Genomic DNA, 14,406 nt, shown 5'->3' with positions numbered 1-14,406 from the left:
AGTTTGGATAGTCTAGTCAAAGTATTCATTATGATCGCCATCGGTGCGACCATCGGGGGAGTGACCAACTTCCTCGCCATCAAAATGTTATTCCGGCCCCATCACCCTAAATATATCGGGAAGATGCGCGTCCCGTTCACGCCCGGTCTGATTCCGAAACGTCGCGATGAGTTGGCGACGAGCCTCGGAAAGACCGTCGTCAAACATTTGCTGACACCGGAAGGAATGCGCAAGCGCCTGCTCGATGAACAAGTCGGCGGCCACATCACTGACTACGTCCAAGGTGAGGTGCGGACGATGTTGCGCTCGGACAAGACGATCCGGTCGCTCATTGAACCGCTCTATCCGGACGCCGAGACACGTGTCTTGGCAGGAGCGGACACGAAGCTCCGCCAAGAGCTCCGGCTCGTCCTTGCGGATGTGAAGTCGCGCAAACTGTATGAGATTCTCGGTGAGGACGGCATGGACCGTGTCCGTGGCATCATTCCCGAAATTGTCGACGCCTTGCTCGTCAAATCGGAAGAGTATTTCTATTCGGTCGAGGGCGAGGCCCAACTTCGGCACATGGTCGACTCGTTCGTCCAGCGTCGGCTCGGTTTCATTGCCGGGTTCGTGCAAAACTTGAATTTTGTCGAGATGATCCGTCCTGAGATTATCAATATCCTCCGTGGCAGCTCGACGCGATCGGGGATGGCTGAAATGATTACGCGCGAGTTCGAACGGTTCAGCGAACGTTCGGTCGACACGTTGCTTGACAATCGTCTCGAGGAACGGTTGATTGACGGTGTGACGACGGAAGTCGTCTCCCGCTTGCCGGTCGGGGAGTTGCTCGATCGGACGGTCTACTCGTACACGCGGGACATTGAAGACCGCGTCGTCGACGAGCTCGTCCCGGCTGGGGTGCGCCTCGTCATCACTCGCTTCACGGATCAAATGGAGACGGTCATGGACCGCCTCAAAATCGACCAAATCGTGCAAGAGCAGGTCAGCTCGCTCGATACGTCGTACCTCGAAGAGATAGTCCTGTCGATCTCGAAACGAGAGTTCCGGGCAATAACATGGCTTGGCGCCTTGTTAGGTGGTATGATTGGGTTGATTCAAGGGTTGATTGCCATCATTTAAGAGGCACGCCCTAATAGTATTTAGGAGGACGTCACATGTCACAAACAAACTTGTACGATCATGCTTACCAATTGGAAAAAGCACTTCGCGATTCTGAGGAGTTCACAAATCTCTCTTCACTATACGACCGTGTCAATGCGGATGCAGAAGCGAACCAGTTATTCGCTGACTTCCGTGACATCCAAATGACGCTTCAACAGAAGCAGATGCAAGGCGAAGAAATCTCTGAACAAGAGATGATGGACGCACAAACGAAAATGATGGGTGTTCAACAGAACGAATTGATCATGGAGCTCATGCAAGAAGAGCAACGCATGCATCAACTCGTCACAGAAGTGACGAAAATTATCATGAAGCCTCTTGAAGAGCTTTACGCTCCGATGGTCAATGATAACGAAGTTCAATAAGACGTAATGCAGATGGCAATCTAGCCATCCTTTTTTTTTTTTTGTTGCCAAGATTGTCACCCGCCTTGTGATAGCGCTTACATAACACGTGGTATAGTAAGTTTGTAGAAACTTTCACAAGAAAGGGTGGACGTGATGGTCACCTTGGTGATTTTAACGGTCATGATTATTGGGTTTATCGGAGGCTGGCTCCGCGCCGATTTGGTCGCGCTCCTCGGTCTGTTGTTGCTCGTCTTGACGAATCAATTGACACCGGTCGAAGCGATGGCCGGTTTTTCGAATTCGGTCGTGCTCATGATCGCTGGGCTGTTCATCGTCGGGGCCGGTCTATTTCACACGGGATTGGCCGAACGGTTAGGGGCTGCGCTCATTCCGTATGCAAAAGGAAGTGAGGTACGTCTCTTTCTCGTCTTGATGTTCACGGTGACGTTGTTGTCGAGCCTCATGTCGAATACAGGGACGGTCGCCTTATTGATTCCAGTCGTCCTCGCCATGTCGAGACAGATGGGGACGAGTCCGGCCAAACTGTTGATGCCGCTCGCGTTCTTCTCGAGTATCGGCGGGACGATGACACTCATCGGGACACCGCCGAACCTGGTGGCGGCTGAGACATTACGGAACACGTCCTCCGGCGCGCTCGGTTTCTTCGCATTCTTGCCGATTGGGCTCGTCATGGCAGTCGTCGGTCTGCTTTATTTCTACGTCATTGGCAATCGATTGCTCGGTACGAGCGATGTGCGTACCTCGGCGCTGCCTCGGTTGGCTTTGCCGCACGTGAATCTGTTTGCCTTGACGGTCCCTAAGGAGCACCCGTTAATCGGACGGACGCTCCGAGACGTCGATTGGTCGCGGAACGGTCTGATCGTCGTCGGCGAACAACCAAAAGGCATGACGCACCGCTTCGTCACGGCTCGCGCGGATACGCGACTTGCCGAAGGTCAAGTGTATGTCAGCGGAGCGGAGACGGATGTCCGGCGGATTGCCGGAAGGGAAGGTGTCAAGGTCGAACCTGTCGACGTGAAGGCCGTCTACGGAAAAGCGGGCGGTGTCGCCGTCTTCACCATCCCGACGGACAGCCCGCTCGTCGGCCATTGTCTATCAGAGAGTCACTTGCGTAACGACTACCGCTTGAACGTGCTTCAAGTCATCCGTCCGAACGAAGAGATTGCCATCACGCGATTGAAAGATGTGCCGCTTGAACGGGGTGATATGCTCGTCGCGCAAGGGGAGTGGGACGATTTAGAACGGGCCGGGGAGGAGACGTCCTTATTGCTCGCAAATGAGCGGGTGACCGATGTCGCGAACCGGGCCGTGTCCGAGCGTCATCAGCTGGCAACGGGTTTGATTATGCTCATGATGGTCACGCTCCTCGTCTTCGAGTGGGTCGACCCGACGGTAGCGGTATGGCTCGCGGCGCTGGCCATGGTGCTCACTGGAGCCGTGCGCCACATGGACGTCGCCTATGATTCGATTCAATGGTCCTCACTGCTCTTGATTGCCGCGATGATTCCCGTCGGTCAAGCGCTCGACAATGCCGGGGTCATGGCGTGGCTTGTCACGTGGATTAGTGATTCGTTCGGTCAAGCCGGACCGGTCTGGGTGCTCGTCGCCATCTTCCTCGCGACGATGGCGCTCAGTCAAATCATCTCGAACACGGCGACGGCCGTCTTGTTCGCACCGCTTGCTGTATCACTCGCCACAGCGCTTCAAGTGAGTCCGGACCCGCTCGTCGTCGCCGTCGCCATCGCGGCGTCACTCGCATTCATGACCCCGTTCGGTTCGCCGACGAACGCGATGGTGTTCGGCATCGGCGGCTACCGTTTCTTCGATTTCGTCAAAGTCGGCTTGCCGCTGCAAGTGGTGACGGCCGTCATCGCCATCTTCACGATTTTACTCCTCTTCCCGTTTTGAAGGACACGTTGGTCAATCTGCCGAATATGTAAAAAAATGCTAAACAATGAGGTGGAGGAATCATGTGGAAACGAATCGGAATCATTATGTGTGCGCTCATGCTGGCAGCGTGCTCGAACGAAAGTGAACAGTCAGAACCGAAGCTCGGCGCGGACGCCAAAGTGGCACAGGGCTATTTAGAGGAGCAAGGTTATGAAATCGTCTCTTATAAAGGGAATGGAACGTCGAGCTTCGAGAAGGCGGACTTGCTTGAGTTGCCGACGCGCAGTACGTGGGAAGTGCAGACGACGCCGCCGGATGACTATATCGGACGTGACATTCAACAAGAGCATTTTATCGTCCGCGACCACCCGCTCGATGAAGTCGCAGATCTTGGCCAGACGAATGTCACGGTCATGATGGTAGATGGCGAAATCATTGGTGGGACGTCATTCCCAGATTCGACTGAGCCGCTCATGGGAGCGAGCTATTCACTCGATGGGAAGACGGCGGAAGAGCTGCATCCGGATTACATGGAGTGGCGCAACGAGTGGGAAGCCAAATATAGTGAATGAACAAGCGCCTCGGGATTCCCGAGGCGCTTCTGTTATGAGGCCGTTCCTTTTAGTTTGCCTGGCAGTTTACAACGCTCGAAGTAGATGAGTTGTCCGCTCCGCGCGATGCGGGCCCCTTTATGCGCATGCCCGACTTCCTCAAGCATGGCGAGACCTTTCGCTTTCGCCTCGTCATCGCTTGCTGCGCTAAAAGAATCGTTCAAGACGACCGTGCCGTCGTTCTCGAACGCTGTGATTGTATATTGTCCCATCCGTCTGCCCCCTTTTCTTTCATTGTACTGAATCGCCATTCATTCTTCAAGCGAAGGTTTCGTCAGTTCCTCGAACGTGAGCTGACGGGCCGTCTCGGTACGGGGGATGAGATCAGAAACCGTCATCCCGATCAAACGGACCGGTTCGCTAATCGCCATCTCGTCGAACAGGCGGCGGGAGAGCCGTTTAATCTCGTCGTGGTCGTGCGTCGGATGGTTCAGTTTGATTTGGTGGCTCCGAGCCTGGAACTCGCTCGTCTTAATTTTTATCGTCACCGTCTGGCAACTGAGTTCGCGCCGATCGAGTTGTTGGAGCACATCCTCAATCTCGGGGATGACACGTTCATACACTTCCTCGGGGTCGTCGAGGTCGAACGCGAACGTCGTCTCAGAGCCGATGGACTTGCGTTCCCGTGTCGGGACGACGGGACGGAGGTCGCGGCCGTGGGCGAGTTCGTATAGTTGGTTACCGCGGTCATGGCCGAAGATGGCCTTCAACTGTTCGGGCCGTGTGCACTGGAGGTCGGCGATCGTCTGATAGCCGTGTTTGAACAGTGTCTGGGCCGTCACTTTGCCGACCCCGTGCATCGTCGTGATGGGCAGCGGGGCGAGGAACGATTCGACCTCGGCCGCTTCGACGACCGTCAGCCCGTTCGGTTTGTTGAACCCGGAGGCGATTTTGGCGACGAACTTCGACGGGGCGACCCCGGCCGAGGCGGTCAGTCCGGTCCGACGCTTGATTTCTCCGAGGATGTAACGTGCGATGTAAGGGCCGGACGTGCTCATGAGCGTATTTTCGGTCACGTCTAAATACGCCTCATCGAGCGAGAGCGGTTCGACGAGCGGTGTGATGGACTTGAAGATGTCCATCACTTGCTGACTCACTTGACGATAGACGTGGAACCGCGGTTTGACGAACGTCGCCTGCGGGCAGAGGGCGAACGCCCGGCGCGACGACATGGCGCTATGAATCCCGTATTTTCTCGCTTCATACGAACAAGTGGCGACCACTCCACGGCTGTGGGGGGCGCCACCGACGATGACAGGCTTATCACGTAAATCCGGACGGTCCCGCTGCTCGACCGAAGCGTAAAACGCGTCCATATCGACGTGGATAATCAAACGTTCCATGTACATCACCTTTCTGTCTCATCTGCTCCTTTCAGTATACCGAACTTTTGTTCGTTTTTTTAGTTTTTTCACTTATTTCGCTTTTTGCGTCGTTTCTCTAATCGGTCTTGATTCCGGATTTGATTTGGGAATTGGAGCAGCGAACCAATCCAATTTTTCCGTTTCAACCACGCGTAGACCAGACCGGTGAAGAGCATAATCATCACCCAGGCGAACAGATAGCCGAGTGGCCAGTCGAGTTCAGGCATCGCTTTAAAGTTCATGCCCCAGATGGCGCCGAAGGCGACGACCGGGGTCGTCAACGCCGTGAAGACGGTGAGCGCCTTCATGATCTCGTTGCCGCGGAAGTTTGACAGTGTCGAAGCAAGGTCGGTCAGCGCGATGACGTCGGCTTGGTAATGTTCGATTAGCGTCAACAGGCGGTCGACCCGATACGTGGCGAGGCGATACGTCTTCAACTCGTCCAAGTCGACGTCAAGGAACGCCTCGCGACCGGCCATGAGCAACTCGCGATATGGGACGACGGTATCGGACCAGCGTTCGATCTCGCTGCGCAGTCCGAAAATCTCGTTCATAAATTCGGGCGGCACTTGGCCGCTCATCTCGCGCTGGGTCATCATCAAGCGCTCCTCGTACTCATCGATGCCGTGGAAATAATAGTCCATTTTTTCAGCGAGCAGGTCATAGAACGCCTCGATCGGGGTGGCATACTGCTTCGCCGCCACCGTCTCGCAATAGAGCTCATCGAACCCGATCGTCCACAAGAAATCCCGGGTCACGAAATAGTGCCCGATTTTTTGTGGTTCGCGCTCGAGCTGTTCATAGTCGAGCGTCAGCGAGCCATACATATAGTCCCGTTCGACGATGATTTTTGTCACTTTTGCCGTCGTCACCTGTTCGAGCCAATACGTGTACGCTTCTTCATAACGATTGTCGACATGTACGATTTCTTCTGGTCGTGTATACCAATCCCAATTCATCTTTCATTCCCCCAATATGCTTCTCTCTCCAGTATTCCCGCTTTTCACAGAAAGTTGGCATCTGACCTGAACTTTCGTTAAGATGTAGGTACTGACAAGAAGAGAGGTGCTTTTTTTGACGACTACTAAAATCGGTCAGCTCAAAGTGGGCGAAACGTTGAACCAATATGCCATGATCAAGCAATCGTATCGCGGGCTCGCCGGGAACGGCAAACCGTACTTGACGCTCATCCTATGCGACGAAAGCGGAGAGATTGAGACAAAAGTGTGGGACAGTGCCGACACGGACAAATATGCGACAAAAAAAATCGTCCATGCGTCCGGGGAAGTGATGGATTATCGCGGACGGACCCAGCTGAAGCTCAAACAAATCTCCATCATCGAAGGCGAGACGAACATCGCGCCATACGTGCGCTCGGCCCCGGTGCCGAAGTCGGAACTCGAGACCGGGATTCGCGGCTATATCGAGGCGATGGCGCACGCGGGGATGAAACAACTGGTGACAGAGCTCGTCGTCCGGAACGCAGAGGCTTACTTCACGTATCCAGCGGCGGTGCGCCATCACCATGCGGTCTATTCAGGACTCGCGTTCCATGTCCTGTCGATGCTGAAGCTAGCTGACACGATGTGCGACCTGTATCCGCAATTGAATCGGGACTTGCTCGTCGCAGGCGTCGTGCTCCACGACTTGGCGAAAGTGATTGAGTTATCGGACGCAATCACACCGGAATATACGCTCGAAGGCAAGCTGCTCGGACACATTTCACTCATAGCGTCTGAGATCGAGGTCGTGGCCCGAGAGCTCGGGACCGACCGTGAAGTCGTGACGTTGCTCCAACACCTCGTCCTCAGCCATCACGGGAAACCGGAGTGGGGGTCAGCGAACGCGCCGCAGCTCCCGGAAGCCGAGATGCTGTTCTTCATCGACAACATCGATGCCCGGATGAACATGTTCGATAAGGCGTTCGAAGGCGTCGAGCCAGGGACGTTCACAGAACGGGTCATGGCGCTCGATAACCGGGCGTTCTATAAACCGAAATTATAAAGGCATGCAAAAAAGACGTCCCGCGGGACGTCTTTTGTTGATTACTGCTCTGTCGATTCCTCGGCCGGAGCTTCTTCTTCCGCTTTGAGAGCGTCTTTCACGGCGTCGAACTGCTTCGATGCTTTCGCATCTTTCACATCGACGTTATATTTCTCGATCAACTCGGCATAGATTTTGTTCGCGTCGACAGAAGCGGCTTTTTCAGTCGCCAATTCTTCACGGATACGATCTTTCTCGTCTTCGAGTTTAAGGTCTTTTTCTTTACGGTCCATGACTTTGATGACATGGAAACCGAACTGTGACTGAACCGGCTCAGACACTTTGTTGACGACGTCTTCCTGGAACGCGTACTCTTCAAATTCAGGGACCATGGCGCCGGCTGAGAAGTAACCGAGGTCGCCACCTTTTTCACCAGAACCTGTGTCTGTCGATTTTTCTTTCGCGACTTCCGCGAAGTCAGCACCGTCGTTCAACTCTTTGATGATCGCTTGTGCTTCTTCTTCAGTCTCGACGAGGATGTGGCTCGCCTTGACTTCGACGTTCTCTTTCGCGAACTGTGCTTCGATATCTTCGTCTGTCACTTCGACGAGCTCTGATTTCGCTGCATCGACGAGCATTTGACCACGAAGCGCTTCTTTGAACTCGTCCGTGCTGGCCATGCCGGCTTGTTGAATTGCTTGCTCGAACTCTTCTTTCGAGTTGAACTGCTCTTCGGTCTTGCTGAACTCTTCATCGACTTTGTCTTGTTCGACTTTGTCGCCGTATTCTTTTTCGAGCAATTCGTTCATCGTTTCTTGGAACGCAAGTTGTGGGACCATGCTATCGTAGCTCTTGTCCACGATCTCGCCGCGTGTCACTTCGCCGCCTTCAAAAGAAACAACTGTTGAGTTGTCAGAAGACCCGCCGCTTGTCGCCGCATACGTGCCGCCGACACCGATGAGAAGTGCAATCGCTGATGCGCCGACGAGGGCGCCTGTAGAAAACTTCTTATTCTGTTTGTTCGGTTCATTCGTCATTCCGTTTGACATATATTCCACCCCTATAAATCTATAAGTTTCTAAATCCGACTATACCACATTTTGTTAATGATAACAGCTGTTCTCTTGCCTGTGTAGTATCATAGCACAGAAACGTGTCGTATAATGATGAAAGAGAATGTGAAATGATGGGGTGGAGAACGTGTCGTTAGAAGAGAAAATCAATCAATTATCGTTTCAAATGGAACTGTTGCTCGGGGCGGTCGATTGGTCGGAGCGGCCCTTTGAACATGAGGTGCTCAAAGCGAATTTGACGAGGCAAGACGTGATCGCGTTTTTCGCGTTGCTGGATGATATCCGAGAACGGCAAAACGAGCAAATGCGCTACGGGCTGTCGTCCGTGGAGCCTTTGCTCGTTCATTTCGTCGGGATGCTTCATCCGCATCTAGAGCCCGAGACGATTCTCGCGGCGTGTGTGCGCCAAGGCATGGCGCTAGACGTCACGGAGCCGTTGTATCGGCAAGTCAAGCTTCTTTACTGATCTCGTCGTCCTCAGGGCGACGTCCGGCTTCTTCCGTGATCATCTTCGACGTTTCTGCGAAGATGTCCATGAAGTTGTCGCCATATAAGCGGCGGACGATCGCGGTGATGTCCGTCAAGTCCGGGAATTTACCGTACAGTTCTTGAAGCGGGAGCGAGGCGCGGAAGACACCGTTCTCTTCCGGGTCGAACGCATGAATCGTTTCGAGCAAGAGCGCTTCACCTTCAGGCGTCAATTGGACGTACGTATTTCGTTTATCAGTCTCCTTTTTCGAGAACGTGAGCAACCCGCGGTCTTCCAACTTCTTCGAGAAGTTGAACGCCGTCGATACGTGCATGACCCCGTATTTGGCAATCTCTGAAATCGAGGCGCCGCCGAGGGCGTGAGCAATCCATAAAATATGGTGCTCGTTTATGTTCAAGTCGAACGGTTTGATCCAATTTTGCCAGTCTTTCTCGACCGTCTTCCACAGTGCCTTACTAAGCTGAATGATTTTATGACTATAGAGCATGGCCTCAGGGCCAGTGAATTCTTTTTCGTGTTCCATGTCGATCCATCCTTTCCGATACAATGTGACTAAAACGACGGGCGATGACGACAGACCGGGTCAGTTGGCCTTTTCCTCTTTCGCTTCGGTCGCATCTGACTGTACGTTCGAAAGCTCGTTTAGGTTTCCTTGGATCCGCTCGATTGAAGGCTGAATGTCTTGTTGATAGCGTTCGACTTCGGCTTTCACTTGATCTGCCAGTTCTTTTCCTTGTAACTTACCTGCCGCCGCAACTTGCGACGCATCTTTAGCGACTTTTTGGAATTGTTCTTTCAACGTAGTGATTGTAGACGCTCGGTGTTGATTGGCCGCCGCGTCATTCGCCGTTCCGCGGGCGAGTTTTTTCACGGTCGCAGCTCCTAAAAACGCTACGACGAAGCCAAAAGCAACCCAATCGCGACGATTGTGATTCGACAATACATTCCCCTCCTCGAGCACGCTGATACTAGAATACATTCTTTTCATATTATTTTACCAAAAAAGAGAGATTAAAAACCTATATCTTAAATAAAATTTTTCAGAACATTCAATTTTGACCGAAAAATCATTTTATTTTAAACTATGGGTAAAGGAAGGTGACCTCCAGTGAATATGCAAAAGCGTTGGGTTGATGACATGTTAGACCTGTATAACGCGGCCAAGCGACTGGGAGATGACCCTTGGGCACAGACAATAATGAAAGCACTCGAGGCGGGATATGAGGCGTCGGAACAGAACGAACAGACGCGGAAACAAACTTTGCTTGAAAAGCGACTGATTGAAATAGATGCCCGTCTAAATTTGTTAAGAAAAGAATTCGAACAAGCGGAATCTGTCAAATCGCGGCAACAGTTATACGAGCAGGCGATTAAATTACAAGTCGAGCGTGCCCAAATTGAAGAGGAGCGGAAGCGCCATCTCGATTCGATCAACTCATCATGAGGCGCGAGACAAAAATGGACCGGTCGCACATAGGGCGATCGGTCCATTCGTTTGTCATAGCGTCGCTTTAATTCCAGCAGCGATTGCTTGCATGTCTTCAGATGAATAGTCATCTTGATGCGTTTCCCATTTCAAACCGAATCCGTCCGTCTCATCGTAACGCGGCAACAGGTGCACGTGAAGGTGATAGACGGTCTGTCCGGCAATCGCTTCGGCATTCGACAAGATGTTCATTCCGACAGCGCCGGTCTCACGTTGAATCGCGTTCGCGATGGCAGGGACGGCTTGGAAGACGTCACGGGCGACATCGGCCGGCAATTCATAGATGTTACGGGCGTGATGTTTCGGGATGACGAGCGTATGCCCTTTCGTGACTTGAGAGATATCGAGGAACGCGACGACGGCGTCATCCTCGTATACCTTGTATGACGGGATTTCGTTGTTAACGATTTTACAAAAGATACAGTTGTCCTCAGTGTGCATGCTGACTCCTCCATTCATGAATGACTAATCCATCTCATCATAACATGGAAATTCGGGCGGAAGAACGATTGTCCACATTGTGGATTCCCCCTACACTGAAACCAATAGCAAGTAGAGAGAGGAAGAGAAACGGATGGCGTATGTACGATCGAAACAACCGTCAAAGCGAAGAAACATCTACCTCGGGCTCCTCGTGACGCTCGGTGTCGGCCTCGTGGTCGGCGCGTTCTATCAGTGGGGATATAAACCGGCTGCCGCCAACGACAAGATTCACGTCCGCTTCAAGGAGGCCTTGTTGACCGAAGACGTCAGTTTCTTTCAGGAGAATGTCGAATATGAAGCGGAACCGCTGACACGAGCCGAGGCGCTCCGTTTCATGGGGTGGTTGAATGAAGAGAAGTCGATTCGCGGCGAGGCCATCTCGGAAGTGGCCCAAGACCGGTCTGACAGGGCGCAAGGCATGGAGGCGGAAGGGTTGTTCCGGCTCTTCGATACGGGCGAAGGGCGGTTCGGCTTTGCGGATTACCGAATCGAGTTGCTACCGAAGACGTTGCGGGCTTCGGCGGACGTCCCGCTAACGAACATTTGGATTGACGGGGTGCAGGCGGGGCGGATTGACGAGGCAGGCTCAGCAGTTGAGATTGTTCGCATGCCTGGTCGCTACGATGTCAAAGCCGTCACCGTTGTCGATGGAGAAACGGTGACCGAGACGGAGGCCGTGACGTTGACGGAAGATGTGCAACTGGCGTTTGGCTTGTTGCCTGAACAGGCCGAGACGATCGCCGGACAGTTCGACCTCGAACGGGCCCAATTGATTGAAATCGAGGTTAAGGCGCAAACGGGTCATTCGATTGAGACGCTTGAGGCGCTCATGAACAAACGGGAACAGACGGTCGTCGACGAGATTGGCGAACCGATGGAACGGGGCGACGTCTGGCGTTACGACGGAATGGAGCTCCGGTTTGTCGAAGGTCGGGTCAATCGTATCGATATCGATTTACAGAAACGGCCCGACGACCTGCTCGCGCTCTTAGGAGAGCCGAATGAACGGGTCGATACGGACCTCGGTGTCGAATGGCGCTACGACCGGACGTTGCTCGAGTCGATTTTCACATTCTTGCGCTTACAGAGCGAGAAACGGTTCATCGAACGGGATGAGGCCATCTATCTCATGTTGACATGACAAAAAAACGGGACCCTCGGGGAGGGTCCCGTTTTCATGAGCCGTAGCTTAACGCTTACGGTTCATTGACTTCATTACGAACGATACGATTAAGATCAAGATAATCGCACCGAGAAGTGCTGGGATAATCGCGATGCCGCCAACTGCAGGACCGAAGTCTCCGAAGATGAGGCCACCGAGCCAAGCACCGATGATACCAGCAATGATGTTCCCGATGACGCCACCTGGTACATCCTTACCTAAAATAAGACCTGCTAACCAACCGATGATACCCCCGACGATTAATGTGATAATCCAACCCATAAAACATTCTCCTTTCTGTTTTGTCCATTGTTCTCACTAACAATTTTATGGAACAATGGAAGTAATGAATAAGTTTTAAAATGCCTTACAGTTCAGATTATTCCCATGTGACAGCTTTTAAAACATATATCACAAAAAAAAGTTGAAAATGAGGGGTGGAGTTTTCATGTTGCACGTCGACCATTTGAATGGCGGTTATATAGGTAAGCAAGTGTTGCACGATATTTCGTTTGATGTAAAGAAAGGTGAGCTCGTCGGGCTGATAGGGCTAAACGGAGCCGGGAAATCGACAACGATTAAACATATTTTAGGATTGCTTGATCCAATTTCGGGATCGGTCGAAGTCGATAGCCAGACACTCAGTTCGTCAGAAAAGAATTATCGCAAGAAAATAAGTTATATACCCGAGACCCCTATCTTGTACGACACGCTGACGTTGCGTGAACATTTGACGTTGATCGGGAAAGCGTATGATATTGAAGCGGCGGATTTAACGAGCCGGACCGAACGACTGGCACGAGATATGCGGATGGAGAAGCAACTGGACTGGTTCCCGTCCGTCTTCTCGAAAGGGATGCGCCAAAAAGCGATGATTCTGTGTGCGCTCGTGACGAAGTCACCGCTCTTGATTGTTGATGAACCGTTCGTCGGACTCGATCCGCTCGCGATCCGCCAACTGTTGCGATTGTTTGACGAGTATAAGGAAGACTGCGCCATCTTGATGTCGACACACATTTTAGAGACGGCCGAGCGCCACTGCGACCGTTTCGTCTTCTTGCACCAAGGCTCGGTCATCGCGACCGGGACGGCCGCGCAACTTCGGGAGACATACGGTCTTCGTCCGGATGCCACGCTCGATGACATCTACGTCGAGGCAATCGAGGCCGAGGAGCGGAAACGATGAACGTATTCAAACAACGATTTGGCGTCTGGGTGGAAGACGTCGTAAAATACAGCCGCTACGTCGCGAACGGCGGGTTGTTGTTCACGCTTTACTTCACGCTCATCTATGGGGCGTTCGTGTATAACCAGTTTTTGACGGGATTGGACCCGGCTTTTCCGAGTGCATGGATCGTGGCGCTGATTTGGTTGCTGTTGCCGCTCGGGCATCGTCCCCGGACGTTGATTCAAGAAGCGGACCAAGTCTTCTTATTGCCGCGACTCGGTGAGATTCAAGCGTTCATGACAGGCGTTCGTTTGTTCAACGTCGTCTTCGCCGCCGTACGGGCCATCCTCGTCATGCTCGTCGTGTTACCGCTCCTCGTTCGGACGCAAACGCTCACGTCGATCGAAGTCGGGGCCATCCTCGCAACGAGTGTACTCCTTTCGGGCGCGGGTCGTCTCGCTAAGTTGGAGGGCGTGAAATATGTCGTCTTGCCGAGCGCGCTCGCCAGTGGCTTCCTCATGCTGTTCAGTGTACCGCTATGGACACCGGTGCCCGCGCTCGTCCCGTTCGTCCTGCTCCACGTGCGACGGAACCGACGCATCCCGCTGCTCGACTGGCTCATGCTCGAAGAGAAGAGCAAGGCCCAGTTCAACCGGGTCGTCAGTTGGTTCGTCGATGTGCCGGCGATGCGGGAAGATGTTCGGGAGCGGTCGTTCATCGTGAGCCTGCTCGAGCGTTCGGTGTTGGCCCGCGCCGATGCCGCCCGTTACGTGTACGGACTCCGGGTCATGCGGTCGAACGATTCACTCGACCTCGTAATGCGGCTTTCCGCCGTCGCGCTCGTCGTCATGTGGCTCTCGGACGGATGGTACGTCGGGCTGGTCGTCCCGCTCTTCGTCGGGTTGACGGCGCTCCAACTCGTCCCATTATTTAAACGGCTCGACACGGTATCGATGGCGTCGTGGTTGCCGATCACACGTGCCGAGCGGCTAGTTGCGTATAAATGGTGGGCGACGCGGTTGTTGTTCGCGCAACTGCTCGCCCTTGGCGCCGCCTCGCTCTTGTTCGGGGCGACGTGGGACGCGCTCGTCGGTCTCGGCCTCGCGTATTTGGTCGTCCGTTATTATTTGAATCGATTGACATGAAACAGGGACACCCGGATTG

General features: G+C 53.3%; 18 protein-coding genes. 10 read left to right on the top strand and 8 right to left on the bottom strand.

Annotation, left to right across the window (positions count from 1 at the left end; genetic code table 11):
• The first annotated feature begins 3 nt into the window (after nt 1-3).
• The 4 genes from KNP83_RS10275 (at nt 4) to KNP83_RS10260 (ending at nt 3,994) form a co-directional block, all read left to right on the top strand.
• Nucleotides 4-1,122, top strand: coding sequence for a DUF445 domain-containing protein (locus KNP83_RS10275; RefSeq protein ID WP_251139305.1), 1,119 nt, complete (start codon nt 4-6; stop codon nt 1,120-1,122).
• Between the two features lie 35 nt (nt 1,123-1,157).
• Nucleotides 1,158-1,529 (top strand): YlbF/YmcA family competence regulator, encoded by a 372-nt coding sequence (locus KNP83_RS10270; RefSeq protein ID WP_114166429.1) that lies wholly within the window; start codon nt 1,158-1,160, stop codon nt 1,527-1,529.
• Nucleotides 1,530-1,664: 135 nt separating this feature from the next.
• A complete protein-coding gene (locus tag KNP83_RS10265) occupies nt 1,665-3,440 on the top strand; it encodes an SLC13 family permease (protein ID WP_251139304.1) in 1,776 nt (591 codons plus the stop codon).
• Nucleotides 3,441-3,502: 62 nt separating this feature from the next.
• Nucleotides 3,503-3,994 carry a hypothetical protein gene (locus tag KNP83_RS10260; RefSeq protein WP_214762367.1) on the top strand — a complete coding sequence of 164 codons (492 nt, stop codon included), beginning with the start codon at nt 3,503-3,505 and terminating at the stop codon, nt 3,992-3,994.
• A gap of 32 nt (nt 3,995-4,026) precedes the next feature.
• Here the strand turns inward: KNP83_RS10260 and KNP83_RS10255 are convergent, their stop codons facing one another.
• The 3 genes from KNP83_RS10255 to KNP83_RS10245 form a co-directional block, all read right to left on the bottom strand.
• Nucleotides 4,027-4,245: a YhzD family protein gene (locus KNP83_RS10255; protein WP_251139303.1), complete on the bottom strand. Its 219-nt coding sequence runs from the start codon at nt 4,243-4,245 to the stop codon at nt 4,027-4,029.
• Between the two features lie 39 nt (nt 4,246-4,284).
• Nucleotides 4,285-5,376, bottom strand: a complete 1,092-nt coding sequence (gene dinB, locus KNP83_RS10250) for a DNA polymerase IV (RefSeq protein WP_251139302.1) — start codon at nt 5,374-5,376, stop codon at nt 4,285-4,287.
• A gap of 68 nt (nt 5,377-5,444) precedes the next feature.
• Nucleotides 5,445-6,356, bottom strand: a complete 912-nt coding sequence (locus tag KNP83_RS10245) for a magnesium transporter CorA family protein (protein WP_214762365.1) — start codon at nt 6,354-6,356, stop codon at nt 5,445-5,447.
• Between the two features lie 172 nt (nt 6,357-6,528).
• Between KNP83_RS10245 and KNP83_RS10240 the strand changes: the two genes are divergently transcribed.
• A complete protein-coding gene (locus tag KNP83_RS10240) occupies nt 6,529-7,401 on the top strand; it encodes an HD domain-containing protein (protein WP_214762417.1) in 873 nt (290 codons plus the stop codon).
• Between the two features lie 41 nt (nt 7,402-7,442).
• Here the strand turns inward: KNP83_RS10240 and KNP83_RS10235 are convergent, their stop codons facing one another.
• Nucleotides 7,443-8,429, bottom strand: a complete 987-nt coding sequence (locus KNP83_RS10235) for a peptidylprolyl isomerase (protein WP_214762364.1) — start codon at nt 8,427-8,429, stop codon at nt 7,443-7,445.
• A 151-nt stretch (nt 8,430-8,580) separates the two neighbouring features.
• Here KNP83_RS10235 and KNP83_RS10230 point away from each other — a divergent pair, with 151 nt between their 5' ends.
• On the top strand, nt 8,581-8,919 hold the full coding sequence (locus tag KNP83_RS10230; RefSeq protein WP_353048543.1) for a DUF1878 family protein: 339 nt from the start codon (nt 8,581-8,583) through the stop codon (nt 8,917-8,919).
• On the opposite strand, the gene KNP83_RS10225 is transcribed toward KNP83_RS10230, so the two are convergent.
• Both KNP83_RS10225 and KNP83_RS10220 read right to left on the bottom strand, forming a co-directional pair.
• Nucleotides 8,903-9,466, bottom strand: coding sequence for an HTH-type transcriptional regulator Hpr (locus KNP83_RS10225; protein ID WP_021066715.1), 564 nt, complete (start codon nt 9,464-9,466; stop codon nt 8,903-8,905). The two genes, KNP83_RS10230 and KNP83_RS10225, sit on opposite strands and share 17 nt — an antisense overlap.
• A 60-nt stretch (nt 9,467-9,526) precedes the next feature.
• Complete coding sequence (locus KNP83_RS10220) at nt 9,527-9,883, bottom strand: hypothetical protein (protein WP_251139301.1); 357 nt, start codon at nt 9,881-9,883, stop codon at nt 9,527-9,529.
• A gap of 174 nt (nt 9,884-10,057) precedes the next feature.
• Between KNP83_RS10220 and KNP83_RS10215 the strand changes: the two genes are divergently transcribed.
• Nucleotides 10,058-10,387, top strand: a complete 330-nt coding sequence (locus tag KNP83_RS10215; protein ID WP_251139333.1) for a hypothetical protein — start codon at nt 10,058-10,060, stop codon at nt 10,385-10,387.
• A gap of 54 nt (nt 10,388-10,441) precedes the next feature.
• Here KNP83_RS10215 and KNP83_RS10210 read toward each other — a convergent pair whose 3' ends face one another.
• On the bottom strand, nt 10,442-10,870 hold the full coding sequence (locus KNP83_RS10210) for an HIT family protein (RefSeq protein WP_214762361.1): 429 nt from the start codon (nt 10,868-10,870) through the stop codon (nt 10,442-10,444).
• 133 nt (nt 10,871-11,003) lie between these two features.
• On the opposite strand from KNP83_RS10210, the gene KNP83_RS10205 reads away from it, so the two are divergent.
• Nucleotides 11,004-12,053 (top strand): hypothetical protein, encoded by a 1,050-nt coding sequence (locus tag KNP83_RS10205; protein ID WP_214762360.1) that lies wholly within the window; start codon nt 11,004-11,006, stop codon nt 12,051-12,053.
• A gap of 48 nt (nt 12,054-12,101) precedes the next feature.
• On the opposite strand, the gene KNP83_RS10200 is transcribed toward KNP83_RS10205, so the two are convergent.
• Nucleotides 12,102-12,356 carry a GlsB/YeaQ/YmgE family stress response membrane protein gene (locus KNP83_RS10200; RefSeq protein ID WP_021066710.1) on the bottom strand — a complete coding sequence of 85 codons (255 nt, stop codon included), beginning with the start codon at nt 12,354-12,356 and terminating at the stop codon, nt 12,102-12,104.
• A gap of 166 nt (nt 12,357-12,522) precedes the next feature.
• On the opposite strand from KNP83_RS10200, the gene KNP83_RS10195 reads away from it, so the two are divergent.
• Together KNP83_RS10195 and KNP83_RS10190 are read left to right on the top strand one after the other, a co-directional pair.
• The gene (locus tag KNP83_RS10195) at nt 12,523-13,260 is read left to right on the top strand and encodes an ABC transporter ATP-binding protein (protein WP_214762359.1); all 738 of its coding nucleotides are present in this window, start codon (nt 12,523-12,525) and stop codon (nt 13,258-13,260) included.
• A complete protein-coding gene (locus KNP83_RS10190) occupies nt 13,257-14,387 on the top strand; it encodes an ABC transporter permease (protein WP_214762358.1) in 1,131 nt (376 codons plus the stop codon). The genes KNP83_RS10195 and KNP83_RS10190 overlap by 4 nt, the downstream gene beginning before the upstream one ends.
• Nucleotides 14,388-14,406 lie beyond the last annotated feature (19 nt).

It is taken from the genome of Exiguobacterium sp. s146 (assembly GCF_018618415.1).
Lineage (GTDB): Bacteria > Bacillota > Bacilli > Exiguobacteriales > Exiguobacteriaceae > Exiguobacterium.
This window is presented reverse-complemented; position numbering and strand designations above follow the sequence as displayed.

What these genes read in the sequence shown, in the direction of transcription:
- KNP83_RS10235 (WP_214762364.1), bottom strand. Translation starts at nt 8,429, where the DNA reads ATGTCAAACGGAATGACGAATGAACCGAACAAACAGAATAAGAAGTTT.
- KNP83_RS10190 (WP_214762358.1), top strand. Translation starts at nt 13,257, where the DNA reads ATGAACGTATTCAAACAACGATTTGGCGTCTGGGTGGAAGACGTCGTA.
- KNP83_RS10260 (WP_214762367.1), top strand. Translation starts at nt 3,503, where the DNA reads ATGTGGAAACGAATCGGAATCATTATGTGTGCGCTCATGCTGGCAGCG.
- KNP83_RS10200 (WP_021066710.1), bottom strand. Translation starts at nt 12,356, where the DNA reads ATGGGTTGGATTATCACATTAATCGTCGGGGGTATCATCGGTTGGTTA.
- KNP83_RS10240 (WP_214762417.1), top strand. Translation starts at nt 6,529, where the DNA reads ATGATCAAGCAATCGTATCGCGGGCTCGCCGGGAACGGCAAACCGTAC.
- KNP83_RS10195 (WP_214762359.1), top strand. Translation starts at nt 12,523, where the DNA reads ATGTTGCACGTCGACCATTTGAATGGCGGTTATATAGGTAAGCAAGTG.
- KNP83_RS10215 (WP_251139333.1), top strand. Translation starts at nt 10,058, where the DNA reads ATGCAAAAGCGTTGGGTTGATGACATGTTAGACCTGTATAACGCGGCC.
- KNP83_RS10205 (WP_214762360.1), top strand. Translation starts at nt 11,004, where the DNA reads ATGGCGTATGTACGATCGAAACAACCGTCAAAGCGAAGAAACATCTAC.
- KNP83_RS10210 (WP_214762361.1), bottom strand. Translation starts at nt 10,870, where the DNA reads ATGCACACTGAGGACAACTGTATCTTTTGTAAAATCGTTAACAACGAA.
- KNP83_RS10265 (WP_251139304.1), top strand. Translation starts at nt 1,665, where the DNA reads ATGGTCACCTTGGTGATTTTAACGGTCATGATTATTGGGTTTATCGGA.
- KNP83_RS10245 (WP_214762365.1), bottom strand. Translation starts at nt 6,356, where the DNA reads ATGAATTGGGATTGGTATACACGACCAGAAGAAATCGTACATGTCGAC.
- KNP83_RS10255 (WP_251139303.1), bottom strand. Translation starts at nt 4,245, where the DNA reads ATGGGACAATATACAATCACAGCGTTCGAGAACGACGGCACGGTCGTC.
- KNP83_RS10270 (WP_114166429.1), top strand. Translation starts at nt 1,158, where the DNA reads ATGTCACAAACAAACTTGTACGATCATGCTTACCAATTGGAAAAAGCA.
- KNP83_RS10225 (WP_021066715.1), bottom strand. Translation starts at nt 9,466, where the DNA reads ATGGAACACGAAAAAGAATTCACTGGCCCTGAGGCCATGCTCTATAGT.
- dinB (WP_251139302.1), bottom strand. Translation starts at nt 5,376, where the DNA reads ATGGAACGTTTGATTATCCACGTCGATATGGACGCGTTTTACGCTTCG.